At 58.3% G+C, this 12,965-nt stretch carries 14 protein-coding genes; all 14 read left to right on the forward strand.

Annotated features, from left to right (window positions below; genetic code table 11):
- Positions 1–21 precede the first annotated feature (21 nt).
- The 14 genes from fliF (at position 22) to flhB (ending at position 12,884) form a co-directional block, all read left to right on the forward strand.
- The gene (fliF, locus tag AACS24_RS14985; protein ID WP_033114466.1) at positions 22–1,725 is read left to right on the forward strand and encodes a flagellar basal-body MS-ring/collar protein FliF; all 1,704 of its coding nucleotides are present in this window, start codon (positions 22–24) and stop codon (positions 1,723–1,725) included.
- On the forward strand, positions 1,718–2,779 hold the full coding sequence (fliG, locus tag AACS24_RS14990; RefSeq protein WP_033114465.1) for a flagellar motor switch protein FliG: 1,062 nt from the start codon (positions 1,718–1,720) through the stop codon (positions 2,777–2,779). Before fliF ends, fliG begins: the two co-directional genes overlap by 8 nt.
- Before the next feature lie 69 nt (positions 2,780–2,848).
- Positions 2,849–3,667 carry a flagellar assembly protein FliH gene (gene fliH, locus AACS24_RS14995; RefSeq protein ID WP_033114464.1) on the forward strand — a complete coding sequence of 273 codons (819 nt, stop codon included), beginning with the start codon at positions 2,849–2,851 and terminating at the stop codon, positions 3,665–3,667.
- A gap of 52 nt (positions 3,668–3,719) precedes the next feature.
- Entirely contained in the window at positions 3,720–5,051 is a 1,332-nt protein-coding gene (gene fliI, locus AACS24_RS15000; RefSeq protein ID WP_108571159.1) for a flagellar protein export ATPase FliI, read from the forward strand.
- Between the two features lie 27 nt (positions 5,052–5,078).
- Complete coding sequence (fliJ, locus tag AACS24_RS15005) at positions 5,079–5,519, forward strand: flagellar export protein FliJ (RefSeq protein WP_033114462.1); 441 nt, start codon at positions 5,079–5,081, stop codon at positions 5,517–5,519.
- Between the two features lie 67 nt (positions 5,520–5,586).
- On the forward strand, positions 5,587–7,455 hold the full coding sequence (locus AACS24_RS15010; RefSeq protein ID WP_108571160.1) for a flagellar hook-length control protein FliK: 1,869 nt from the start codon (positions 5,587–5,589) through the stop codon (positions 7,453–7,455).
- 57 nt (positions 7,456–7,512) lie between these two features.
- Positions 7,513–8,025 (forward strand): flagellar basal body-associated protein FliL, encoded by a 513-nt coding sequence (gene fliL, locus AACS24_RS15015; protein WP_108571161.1) that lies wholly within the window; start codon positions 7,513–7,515, stop codon positions 8,023–8,025.
- Between the two features lie 7 nt (positions 8,026–8,032).
- The gene (gene fliM / locus AACS24_RS15020; protein ID WP_033114459.1) at positions 8,033–9,103 is read left to right on the forward strand and encodes a flagellar motor switch protein FliM; all 1,071 of its coding nucleotides are present in this window, start codon (positions 8,033–8,035) and stop codon (positions 9,101–9,103) included.
- Positions 9,104–9,153: 50 nt separating this feature from the next.
- A complete protein-coding gene (gene fliN / locus AACS24_RS15025; protein WP_005298791.1) occupies positions 9,154–9,546 on the forward strand; it encodes a flagellar motor switch protein FliN in 393 nt (130 codons plus the stop codon).
- Positions 9,543–9,926 (forward strand): flagellar biosynthetic protein FliO, encoded by a 384-nt coding sequence (gene fliO, locus AACS24_RS15030; RefSeq protein ID WP_108571162.1) that lies wholly within the window; start codon positions 9,543–9,545, stop codon positions 9,924–9,926. The genes fliN and fliO overlap by 4 nt, the downstream gene beginning before the upstream one ends.
- Positions 9,913–10,674: a flagellar type III secretion system pore protein FliP gene (fliP, locus tag AACS24_RS15035; RefSeq protein WP_108571163.1), complete on the forward strand. Its 762-nt coding sequence runs from the start codon at positions 9,913–9,915 to the stop codon at positions 10,672–10,674. Before fliO ends, fliP begins: the two co-directional genes overlap by 14 nt.
- A gap of 23 nt (positions 10,675–10,697) precedes the next feature.
- Positions 10,698–10,967 carry a flagellar biosynthesis protein FliQ gene (fliQ, locus tag AACS24_RS15040; protein ID WP_041208915.1) on the forward strand — a complete coding sequence of 90 codons (270 nt, stop codon included), beginning with the start codon at positions 10,698–10,700 and terminating at the stop codon, positions 10,965–10,967.
- Positions 10,964–11,761, forward strand: coding sequence for a flagellar biosynthetic protein FliR (fliR, locus tag AACS24_RS15045; protein ID WP_108571164.1), 798 nt, complete (start codon positions 10,964–10,966; stop codon positions 11,759–11,761). The genes fliQ and fliR overlap by 4 nt, the downstream gene beginning before the upstream one ends.
- Positions 11,754–12,884 carry a flagellar biosynthesis protein FlhB gene (gene flhB / locus AACS24_RS15050; protein ID WP_108571228.1) on the forward strand — a complete coding sequence of 377 codons (1,131 nt, stop codon included), beginning with the start codon at positions 11,754–11,756 and terminating at the stop codon, positions 12,882–12,884. Before fliR ends, flhB begins: the two co-directional genes overlap by 8 nt.
- Positions 12,885–12,965: the final 81 nt, after the last annotated feature.

The following is a 12,965-nucleotide window of genomic DNA, read 5'->3' on the forward strand; positions in this document are numbered from 1 at the left end:
TCAGCAATAAGGACATAAATCGTGGCTACTGACCAAAACGGCGATCTGCTGCTAAACGATGAGGGTACTGCCGCCCTCGATGAGAATGAGCAGAAGAGTTCGGCACTGGGCTTTCTGTCCAATACCGATGTACTGCGCCAGATCACCCTGATCCTGGGACTTGCCATCTGTCTGGCCATTGCCGTGTTTATCCTGCTCTGGGGTAAGGAGCCGGACATGCGTCCCCTCGGCACCTATACCACCCAGGAGCTGGTCAAAACTCTCGACTTCCTCGATCAGCAGAAGATCCCCTACGAGGTGGATGGCAAGAGCGTGCTGGTCAGTGCCGAGAACTACCCCAATATCAAGCTGGCGCTGACCCGTGCCGGTCTGGCCAATGTGACCGACGCCAGCAGTGACGGCGAAGATATCCTGCTCAAGGACTCCAGCTTCGGTGTGAGCCAGCGGATGGAGGCGGAGCGCCTCAAGCTGAGCCGCGAGCGCCAGCTGGCCAGCGCTATCGAGCAGTTCCAGAATGTAGCCAAGGCCCAAGTGCTGCTGGCCATCCCGAAAGACAACGTCTTTGCCCGCAACGAACGTAAACCCAGCGCGACCGTGGTCGTCAATCTGAAAGGGGCTGCGCTTGGTCAGGGCGAGGTGGACTCCATCGTCGATATGGTTGCTTCGGCAGTCCACGGTCTCGAACCGACTCGTGTCACCGTTACCGACCAGAACGGCCGCCTGCTCAACTCCGGCTCGCAAGATCCTCTCGCTGCCCAGACTCGCAAAGAGTTCGCGATGCAGCAGAAGCAGGAGCTCGAATACAAACAAAAAATTGACGCCATTCTGATCCCGGTACTGGGCGCTGACAACTATACGGCGGAAGTGGATCTCTCCCTCGACTTCTCCCAGCAGGAGCAGACCCGCAAAACCTACAACCCGGATCTGCCGGCGGTGCGTTCTGAAATGACGCTGGAAGAGAACAGCTCCGGTAGCAGCAACGGCGGTGTGCCGGGGGCACTCAGCAACCAGCCACCAGCAGCATCCACTATTCCCGAGCAGGCGACTGCCGGCGAGAGTGGCTCCGCTGCCAATGGCCGTTCACGCAAAGAGGCCACCCGCAACTTCGAGCTGGATACCACCGTCAGCCATACCCGTCGTCAGATGGGGGGGATCCGCCGCATGACCGTCTCCGTGGCGGTAGATTACAAGTCGATGACAGCCGCTGATGGCAAGGTGACTCGCGAGGCGCGCAGCCAGGCTGAGCTCGATACCCTGCGTCGTCTGTTGAGCGGTGGTCTGGGCTTTGATGTGACCCGTGGTGACACTCTGGAAGTGGTTGCCATCCCGTTCAACCGTCCCGAACTTGAAGCCGTGGCTGCCACCCCTGTCTATGATGAGCCCTGGTTCTGGCGTGCGGTGCGCATCGCGGCTTCCGTGCTGGTTATTATCGTCTTGATCGTGACCGTGGTTCGCCCCATGCTCAAGCGGCTGCTCTATCCGGATGCCAAGCCGGAAGGAGAATTGGATTTCGACAACCACACTGTGCTGGGTGGTGACGACGAGTTGAGTCTGCTGGCGGCTCAGGCCGAAGCAGAGCCGGTGTTCGGATTGCGCGATGGTCAGCTCAAGCTGCCTGATCTGCACCGGGATGAAGATTTGCTCAAGGCCGTGCGTGCCCTGGTGGCGAACGAGCCGGATCTGGCCGCTCAGGTCATTAAAGAGTGGGTAACCAAAGATGCCTGAAGAGAATAAGAGCCAGGTCACTGGCAACGACATCACCGACAGTCAGCGCCAGCTTCTGGAGCAGATGTCAGGGATGGAGATGGCGGCAGTGCTGATGCTGAGCCTCAATGAAGAAGATGCGGCCCAGATCTTCCGTCATCTCGAGCCCAAGCAGGTGCAACGGCTCGGTATGTCGATGGCTTCCATGTCGGATTTCAGTCACGACCGGGTAGCGGCGGTACACCGTCAATTCATCGACGATATCCAGAAGTACACCAACATCGGTATCGGCAGCGAAGATTTCGTGCGCAAGGCGCTGGTGGCGGCCCTTGGCGAAGACAAGGCGAGCAACCTGGTGGATCAGATCATTCTGGGTTCCGGTGCCCGCGGCCTCGATTCGCTCAAGTGGATGGATGCCCGTCAGGTGGCCAGCATCATCCAGAACGAACACCCGCAGATCCAGACCATCGTGCTCTCCTATCTGGAGCCGGAGCAGTCAGCCGAGATCCTGAGCCAGTTCCCGGAGCAGGTGCGCCTCGATCTGGTGATGCGTATCGCCAACCTGGAAGAGGTACAACCGGCGGCGCTGCAAGAGCTGAACGACATCATGGAGAAACAGTTCGCCGGTGCGGCGGGCGCTCAGGCAGCCAAGATGGGCGGCCTGAAGGCTGCGGCCAACATCATGAACTACCTCGACACCAACATCGAAGGCCAGCTGATGGACTCCATCCGCGAATCGGACGAGGAGATGAGCCAGCAGATCCAGGATTTGATGTTCGTGTTCGAGAACCTTATCGATGTGGACGACCGAGGCATCCAGACCATGCTGCGGGAAGTGCCGGGCGATCTGCTGCAACGGGCGCTCAAGGGATCGGACGATCAGATGCGCGAGAAGATTTTCAAGAACATGTCCAAGCGCGCCGCCGAGATGCTGGCAGACGATCTGGAGGCCATGGGGCCGATCCGGGTTTCCGAAGTGGAAGCCGCCCAGAAGGAGATCCTCTCCATTGCCCGTCGTCTGGCGGATGCCGGCGAGATCATGCTGGGTGCCGGTGGTGGCGAGGAGTTCCTCTAAGCCATGGACCACACACTCTACGGTTGTGCCGGGACTGTATCCGGCGGTGGCGAGGAGCTGCGCTAATCCATGAACAACAAACTGCGTGGCTATGTGCGGCCTGATGGAGACGATGCCCGGATCGAAACCTGGGGCTGGCCCGAGATGGAGGTCGAGGCCGAGGTCGAGACCAATGCCCTCGGCCTGGCTCCCGACTGGTATCAGCAGGAAGAAGAGGTCGTCGAGCCGGAACCCGAGCAGGAGCCGACCCCCTCTATCACCGCCGAGGAGCTGGAGGCAATTCGCCAGGCAGCTTGGGAAGAGGGGATGGCAGAAGGGCGTGAGGCCGGTTATGCCAAGGGGCTGGAAGAGGGCAAGCTGGAAGGGTTGCAGCAGGGCCACTCCGCCGGTCTCGAGCAGGGGCGCGAAGAGGGGCTGGCCATGGGGCGCGAGTTGGTGGAGCAGGAGATGGCTCACTGGCAAGCACTGGTAGCCCGGTTGGCCAATCCTCTCAACGAGCTGGATCAGGCGGTAGAGCAGCAGCTTCTCTCGCTGGTGTTGCAACTGGCGCGGGCTCTCATCCGCCATGAGGCCGAAACCTCTCCCCGTATTTTGCTGGAGGCGCTCAAGCAGGGGATTGCCCTGCTGCCTGCCGCCGAACAGGGGGTGACGCTGATGCTGCATCCTGACGATATTGCCCGGGTCGAGCAGGCGTTCGGTGCCGAGGAGTGCGTCAAGCGCCAGTGGCGGCTGCAGAGCGATCCCACCCTCTCTCCCGGCGATCTGCAACTGGCGACCGAGCTCTCCAGCATCGACCTGACTCTTTCCGGACGTATCGATCAGCTGCTGCGCAACTTCTTGCGAGATAATGCGACGCCCAATAACTCCTCGCCGGATCCGCACCCGTAATCAATGCCGGACACTGCTGTCCGGTTGACTGTTTTCTACCTCAGGAGGTCAGATGAGCGGCTCGCTACTGAACCGGTTGCAAGGGTACAAGGTGCGCGATAGCGCCCCCAAACCGCCGGTTGCCGGCAAATTGACCCGGGTGGTGGGGCTGACCCTCGAAGCCATTGGTTGCCGTGCCGCTATCGGTGCTCTCTGTCGTATCGATACCCTTGATGGGGCGTTGGAGGCCGAAGTGGTCGGCTTCTCTGGCGATCGCCTCTATCTGATGCCAAGTGAACAGCTCAAGGGGGTTATTCCCGGTGCCCGGGTGGTACCCGTCACCGAAGAGCACGGTATTCCGGTCGGCATGAATCTTCTCGGCCGGGTGATCGATGGTATCGGTCAGCCGCTGGATGGCCTTGGCCCCATTCTCTCCTCCCAGACTGTGCAGTTTGCCCAGCACCGCATCAATCCGCTTGCGCGCCGCCCTATTTATCAGCCGATGGATGTCGGGGTGCGTGCCATCAATGCGGTGCTGACCGTCGGTCAGGGCCAGCGGATGGGGCTGTTTGCCGGCTCCGGTGTCGGCAAATCCGTGCTGCTCGGCATGATGACTCGCGGCTCGGTAGCCGATGTGGTCGTGGTGGGGCTTATCGGCGAACGGGGCCGCGAGGTGAAGGAGTTCATCGAGGAGATCCTGGGCGAGGAGGGGCGTGCCCGCTCCGTGGTGGTGGCGGCTCCCGCCGATGCTTCGCCGCTGATGCGCCTCAAGGGGTGCGAGACGGCGCTGGCCATCGCCGAATACTTCCGCGATCAGGGGCTTAACGTACTGCTCTTGATGGACTCTCTTACTCGTTACGCCCAGGCCCAGCGCGAGATTGCGCTGGCCGTGGGCGAGCCGCCGGCTACCAAGGGTTATCCGCCCTCGGTGTTTGCCAAACTGCCGGCGCTGGTTGAGCGGGCCGGTAACGGCAGCGATGGGCAGGGGTCCATCACCGCCTTTTTCACCGTACTGACCGAGGGGGACGATCTGCAAGATCCCATCGCCGACGCAGCGCGGGCGATCCTCGATGGCCACATAGTACTGTCACGCGAGCTGGCTGATGCGGGCCACTATCCCGCCATCGACATCGAGAAGTCCATCAGCCGGGTCATGCCCATGGTGACTTCGCCGGAACACATGGATCTGGCGCGCACCCTCAAGCAGTTCTACTCCCTCTATCAGCAGAACCGGGATCTCATCACCATAGGTGCCTACAGCCAGGGTTCTGATCCCCGTATCGACCGTGCCATCATCCAGAAACCCTATCTGGATCAGTTCTTGCAGCAGGGGATGCGCGAGGTTATCCCTTATGACGATGGCCTGCAGGCCTTGCAGATGGTGGCGATGCCACTGATGCGTTGATGAGTCGCTGGATGGTGGAGCTGATCCATGAGTAAAGGGTTGATATTGTTGTCGGAACGGCTGGTGGAGGCGGAGCAGCAGTGTGCGCTGGCGCTGGCGAAGGCCCAGCAGGATCTCAAGCTGTTTATGGAGCAGCAAAATGCCCTCAACCAGTATCGCCAGATCTATCACCAGCAGTGGACCGATCGCGGCTTGCAGGGGATCTCTCCGCAGCAGAATGCCCAGTATCACGCCTTTATCAACAAGCTCGAGCAGGCGGCAACCCAGCAGTACGAAGGGGTGTTGCAGGTGCGGCAGGCGCTGGAGCAGCGCCGTGAAGAGTGGCTGGCAGCTCAGCAGCGGCGCAAGGCGGTGGAGTTGTTGCTGGAAAAACAGGCTAGCCGCGAACAGCAGAAGGCCCAGCGTCAGGAGCAGAAGATGCTGGATGAGTACGCTATCTTGCGGCGCTTCCATCAATCTGGCCTGTAACTTGCTTTGAACTGAACATGGTCGGAGGTCATCTCGCAGGGAACCTCCATAATTCAGGGACTCCATCATGATGCAGACAGTGTTGACACAAGCGCCTTCGGCTCAGACGAACGGGTTGGACAAAGCCGCTCTGAACGGTACACCCGAAACTGCAAATATGGATAGCGCCGGTGCCCTCGACAGCAAGGGTGACTTCGCCTCTCTGATTGCGAAGGCGCAGAGCAAGGATAAGGGGCCAGCAGATAAAGGGTCCGCAGAGAGTGCCGTCAACAAATCCGGCAGCAGCGACCGATCAGCCAAATCTTTGGCGACCGAGAGCGATAGCAGCATCAAAGAAGATGCCGAGAAGAAGGGGGACGAGCTGCCTCCCAACGATTTTCTGCTGCGTCTGCAAGACTCCCTCAAACTCGACACCTCTTTGGTAACGCCTTCTGTCGTTGCCGCGGCTCCTGTTGACGGCAATCTGTTGCCGCAAGAGGGTGAGCCGCATGCGCTTGAGGCTGGTGATGATGTCAAACTGAGCGCGACTGACAAGCCGGCGCAGCAATCCTCGGTAGCAGCTGGAACCATGCTGGAGAAGCTTGCTGCGGCGTCCGCACAAGCAGCGTCCACCGCACAGAATAGTGAATCCTCACAGGCTGTAGTTGAAGAAGAGGTAGTTGAGGATACCGGCGAAGGGCAGAGCGCCAGCACACTCAAGGGAGATGCTGAACTCAAGGGGCAGGGGGAACCAGTATCTGCCGCCAAGGGGGATAAACCTCTCTCCGGAGCCGAACGTGTTGCCCAGTTGGCCAAACTGATGCCAGCTGGCGAGTCTGCACCGGTCACCAAGCCGGAGACGGCTTCCAGTTCGCAAGTCGGGCCCGACAGTGAAATGGATACTACTCTACCACTGAACAAGGAGCAGTCTGCCCAGACGACCCCGGCTCAGGGGCAGAGCGAGGCGCTCAAGACCTTCCGCGAAGGGCTCAAGCAAGCCGATGGTACGGCGCAGAATGGGTCACAAGGTGGCGCACAAGGGGATGGCAAGAGCGCCGGGCAGCAGACAACGGCAGAGAATAATCTGACGCCGACAGCCCAGAGTGCTCGCGAAGGGGCTGCAACTGCTCCCGTCTCTGTCACGACCCAGAGCGCTCAGGCTCCTACTCCTGCCAGCGCGGAACCCGTGATGGTTGCGCCACAGCAGGTGTTGGCACAGGTTGAATCGCAAGGGCCACAGGCCCCCTTGTCGACCATCTCTGCAGGCATTCAGCAGATGGAGGCGGCCGGAACGAGCCCTCTTCGCAAATCAGCCCAACTCGATATAAAACCCAAAGTGGATAGTGCCAACCAAAGTGCGCCGGTGACCGAGGCGGCCAGCGAGAGCAACCAGAGTCAGGCGGTGCAACATAGCCAGAACAGCCAGCCGCAGGTGCAGGTTGCCGAAAACCGTACCCTGTCAGCCGCCGAGGGCGCACAGCGCCGCGAGCCGCAGAATTTGCCCCATCTCAAGCTGGCTGGCCAGGATGCCCCTGTCGAGTTACATCAGAAGGTCAACCTGATGCTGGCGGACAAGCTGCAGCAGGCGGAGATCCAGCTCGACCCCATCGGCCTTGGCAAGATGAAAATCCAGATCCAGATCGATGCGTCCAGTCAGGCCAGCGTCCATTTCGTGGTACAACATGGACAGACTCGTGAGATGCTGGAGCAGGCGATGCCGCGTCTACGCGACATGCTGGCGGGGCAGGGGATCCAGCTTGGTCAAACCCAGGTGCAGCATCAGTCCCAACAGCAGCAACAGCAAGGTCAGGCAACCTCTGGCGGTCAGGGTCAGCAGGGCCAGAGTGGCGGTCAGTCAGGCTCCGGCAGAGGGCAGGATACGGGGGATGTGACCACTTCTACCCTCAATGTGCTGGTGGAATCGACAAACGGTTCCGGAATTGATTTCTATGCTTGATGCAATCCCGAGTAAGTTTATGATATCGAACAAGTTTGATATGAGGGTGGACAAGGGATGGCAGACGATAACGAATTAACCCTGAAAGACCCGGCCGCGGGCAAGAAAAAGAAGCTGATCATTATCATCGCCCTTGCCGTTATCCTGCTGGGTGGTGGTGCTGGCGCCTTTTTGATGCTCTCCGGCTCGGACAAGCCGGCCGCCGAAGCTGCCGAGGGGAAAGAGGCCAAACCCAAGGAGGAGGCGCCTCAGCCTTCACTTTATGTATCGATGCCGCGTCCCTTCGTCTTCAACGTGGCGGGTGTGCAGCGAGATCGTCTGGTGCAGATCAAGATCCAGCTGCAGGTGCGCGGTGCAGCCGATGAGACGCTGGCCAAGCAGAATATTCCCCTGATTGAAGGCACCTTGCTGCGGGTGTTCAGCGCAGCAACGGCAGAACAGCTGATGACCTTCGAAGGCAAGGAGAAGCTGCGCAAGGATTCACTGGAAGAGTGTCGCCGGGTGCTCAAGGATCTGGTCTCTTCCCCCGTTATCGAACAAGTGCTGTTTACCGGCTTTGTAATGCAGTAGGTGAAGCGTGAGCGATCTGTTAAGTCAGGACGAAATTGATGCCCTCTTGCACGGTGTCGATGATGTCGAAGAGGAGGAGATAGGCTCGGCGGGGGATCCCGGCGTAGCCCAGTTTGACTTCTCCTCCCAGGACCGCATCGTCCGTGGCCGCATGCCGACGCTGGAGCTGGTGAACGAGCGTTTTGCCCGCCACATGCGGATAAGTCTCTTTAACATGATGCGCCGTACCGCCGAGGTATCCATCAACGGCGTACAGATGCTCAAGTTTGGCGAGTATGTCCACACCCTGTTTGTGCCAACCAGTCTCAACATGGTTCGTTTTCGCCCACTCAAGGGGACTGCGCTCATTACCATGGAGGCCCGGCTGGTCTTCATCCTGGTGGAGAACTTCTTTGGTGGCGACGGCCGCTACCACGCCAAAATTGAAGGGCGCGAATTTACCCCCACCGAGCGACGCATCATCCAGATGCTGCTCAAGCTGGTGTTTGAAGATTACAAGGATGCCTGGGCTCCGGTGATGGATGTTGGCTTCGAGTATCTCGACTCCGAAGTGAACCCGGCGATGGCCAACATTGTCAGCCCGACCGAAGTAATCGTGGTCAGCTCGTTCCACATTGAACTGGATGGCGGTGGTGGTGACTTCCATGTGGCCATGCCTTACTCCATGCTGGAGCCCATCCGTGAGTTGCTGGATGCCGGCGTGCAGAGCGACAAGGGTGATACCGATGTGCGCTGGAGCAAGGCGCTGCGCGACGAAATCATGGACGTCAAGGTCGAGCTGCGGGCCAAACTGCTGGAGACCGAGCTCACCCTGCGCGAGCTGATGGAGATGCAACCCGGTGATATCATTCCGGTCGAGATGCCGGAAAATCTGCTGGTTTTCGTGGAAGATTTGCCGACTTTCCACGCCAAAATGGGGCGTACCAAGGATCATGTTGCCCTCAAGATCACCGACAAACTCAAGCGCCCGGAAGGGGTCAAGACCGAGATGCATCTGGTGACCCGGGGCGGTGTACGTATCGATGGCGAGGCCGAGCTGGAAGAGCTGGAGCGCAGCATCGAGGATCAACAGAGATAATCGACGGTTTATTGCAATGAACGGTCATGAAGTAGCGATAAGGAAGCAAGATGAGCGGAACTGAGGAAGAGGATCTGATGGCGGACGCCTGGGCTGCCGCCCTGGAAGAGCAGGTGACGGCGGAAGCCAAGCCAGCCCCGCTGGAAGAGTTGAAAGATGACGCTCCCATCAGTGCCGAGGAGCGCCGCAAGCTCGATACCATTCTGGATATCCCTGTCACCATCGCCATGGAAGTGGGCCGCAGCCAGATCAGCATTCGCAACCTGCTGCAACTGAACCAGGGCTCGGTAGTTGAGCTGGATCGGGTGGCCGGTGAACCGCTGGATGTGCTGGTCAACGGCACCCTGATTGCCCACGGCGAGGTAGTGGTGGTAAACGACAAGTTCGGTATCCGTCTGACCGATGTCATCAGCCAGATCGAAAGGATCAAGAAACTCAAATGATCCGCGCGTTTCCGTTACTGCTGTTGTCCCTTCCCGCACTGGCTGAACCTGGTGCGGGCGCCAATCCGCCTAGCCTCACCTCCTGGTTGCTCTCCAGCCTGATGGTGATCGGCCTTATTCTGGTGCTGGGTTTTTTGCTCAAGAAGAGCAAGATTGCCACCGCCATGGGGGGCGGCCAAATGAGGGTGATCGCCAGCTTGCCGGTGGGCTACAAAGAGAAGTTGCTGGTGGTCAAGGTGGGTGAACAGCAGTTGCTGGTCGGGGTCACGCCACAGCAGGTCAACTTCCTCTATCGCCTGGAAGATCCGCTCGATGAAAATCAGCCTCAGGTTTTCTCCCAGCAGCTTGGCAAATTGATGGGTAAGCATGAAAAAAGCTAACTGGATTTGGCTGCTGCTCAGCCTGCTGACCCCGCTGCTCTTCTCCTCGCTGGCCGTGGCACAAGATGCCATGTCGGCAGTGACCGTCAAAACCATGGCTGATGGTAGTCAGGAGTACAGCCTGACCCTGCAAGTTCTGGCGTTGATGACGGCGCTCTCGTTTTTGCCATCCATGGTGATCATGATGACGTCGTTTACCCGCATCATCATTGTGCTGGGAATTTTGCGGCAGGCGATCGGGCTACAGCAGAGCCCCTCCAACCAGGTGCTCATCGGCATTGCCATCTTCATGTCGTTTTTCATCATGTCGCCGGTACTCGATCGCATCAACAATGAAGCGTTGCAGCCTTATCTGGCAGAGACCATTCAGGCGAAAGAGGCGCTGGAGCGGGCCGAATTACCCATCCATCAGTTCATGCTGGCGCAAACTCGCATCAAGGATCTCAATACCTTTATGGAGATCGCCAACGTGCAGGTGGAGAAACCTGCCGATGTGCCGCTGCGGGTGTTGATCCCGGCTTTTGTGACTAGTGAGCTGAAAACTGCCTTTCAGATTGGCTTCATGCTCTTTCTACCGTTTCTGGTTATCGACCTGGTGGTGGCCAGTATCTTGATGGCGATGGGTATGATGATGCTCTCGCCGATGATCGTTTCACTGCCATTCAAGCTGATGCTGTTTGTCATGGTGGATGGCTGGAACCTGATCTTGGGTTCTCTGGCCAACAGTTTCGGACTGGGTACCGGCTAAGCCGGGCCGAAGGAGCAGGCAGTATGAGCCCTGAAACCTTTGTCGACGTATTTCGCGAGGCGCTCTGGCTGGTCACGATCATGGTCTGTGCCGTGATACTGCCCAGCCTCTTCGTTGGCTTGCTGGTAGCTATTTTTCAGGCGGCCACTTCCATCAACGAACAGACCTTGAGCTTTCTGCCTCGTCTGATTGTGACGCTTTTAGCTTTGGGGGTTGGTGCTCACTGGGGCTTGCAGAGTCTGATGGACTTCTTTCAGCTAATGGTGAGCCAGATCCCCGAGGTGGTGGGATGACCTACACAACCGCTCTTATCATGGAGTGGTTGTCTTCCATCCTCTGGCCACTGGCTCGGGTGAGTAGCCTGCTGATGGTGATGGCGGTGTTTGGTAGCCGTCTTGCCCCAGCTCGGATCCGGATTGGCTTGGCCCTTGCCATTACCTTTCTGATTGCGCCTCTTCTCCCCAAGATGCCTCCCATCGAGCTTTTTTCCGTCGGCAGTTTTCTGGTATTGGCCCAGCAGTTGCTTATAGGCATTGCGCTGGGACTGATGACCCAGTTTCTGATGGAGAGTTTCGTAATGGCGGGTCAGGTAATCGCCATGCAGACCAGTCTGGGTTTTGCCACCCTGGTTGACCCCATGAATGGTCAGGCTACACCTGTGGTCGGCCAGTTTTATCTGATGCTGGCGACGCTGGTTTTTCTGGCGCTAGATGGTCATCTGGTGATGCTGCGGCTGGTCATCCTCAGCTTTGAGACGCTCCCCGTCTCCGATAGCGGTCTTTCAGTTTCCTCTATGCAAACCTTGAGCGCATTCCTGGGGGTTATGTATCAGGCGGCGCTGGTTATGTCGCTCTCTGCTATAGTGGCGCTTCTGCTGATCAACTTCGCTTTTGGCGTGATGACCCGGGCTGCTCCTCAGCTCAATATTTTCAGTATCGGTTTTGCCGTCAGCATGATGTCTGGTCTGCTGATCCTCTGGCTCACGATCGGTGGTTTTCTCGGCCATTTCGATAGCCTGTGGGAGCGGGTGCAGGAGGTCAGCTGTGAGCTGATTGACACCCAGTGCCATGGGGGGGCCCATGGCTGATACCGATCAGGAACGTACCGAACAACCCACGGGCAAACGACTGCAGCAGGCCCGTGAAAAAGGGCAGATTGCGCGTTCAAAGGAGCTGGGTACCGCCAGTGTCTTGCTTTCAGCCGTGTTCGGGCTGCTGATGCTCAAAGGGTCGCTCGCTAGCGCCATGAGCAAGGTGTTGACGACCGGTTTTACTCTGGACAGGGAGCAGGCCTTCGACCCTGACGCTATGATCGCCATGGTTCCAGCGCTGCTTGGGGAATTGATCCTTCCGCTGGGTCTGCTTTTTGCGCTGGTTACCATTGCCGCTTTTATCGGCAATACCCTGATGGGGGGGATGAACTTCTCCACCGAAGCCATGATGCCCAAGTTCAGCAAGCTGAGCCCGCTCAACGGGTTGAAGCGGATGTTCGGAGTGCAATCGTTGGTCGAGCTGGTCAAGTCGATTGCCAAGGTTGTGTTTATCTCCCTGTTTGCATGGTGGATGCTTTCCAGCCAGTTTAACCATCTGCTCAATCTCTCGATGGAGGGATACCCCGGTGGCATCATTGATGCGCTAGAACTCTTTCTCTGGATGCTGATCATCCTCTGTTGTGCCCTTATCCCTATTGTGGCCATAGACGTGCCGTTCCAGCAGTGGAATCACATGCGTCAGCTCAAGATGACCAAGCAGGAGATAAAAGACGAATTCAGGGATAGCGAAGGTAAGCCAGAGGTCAAAGGGCGGATCCGTCGTCTGCAAATGGAGATGGCTGCGCGCCGGATGATGGGGGACGTACCCAAGGCGGATGTGGTGATCACCAACCCGACCCATTACTCGGTTGCCCTCAAATATGAGGCGGGCAAGCCTGGTGCCGCACCCAAGGTCATCGCCAAGGGGACTGACGAGGTGGCGATGAAGATCAGGGAGATCGCCCGTGAATACAATATTCCCATCATGCCCTCTCCCGAGTTGACCCGCGCCATCTATCACTCTACCGAGCTGGGTAGAGAAATTCCAGAGGGGCTGTTTGCTGCTGTGGCCCAGGTGCTGGCCTATGTGTTCCAGCTCAAGAAGTTCCGCCGTGGACATGGACGTCGCCCGCAGCCGCTGGCTAAAGATCTTCCTATTCCGCCTGAATATCGCAAATGACAAAGTTCTGACACAGTCAAAATAAAATGATTTAAAATCAATGAATTGAATTCTTGGCTTGATGTTTGCTTTAATCTGGAA

The sequence above is a fragment of the Aeromonas sp. HMWF016 genome, assembly GCF_963878195.1.
GTDB classification, from domain to species: Bacteria; Pseudomonadota; Gammaproteobacteria; order Enterobacterales; family Aeromonadaceae; genus Aeromonas; species Aeromonas lacus.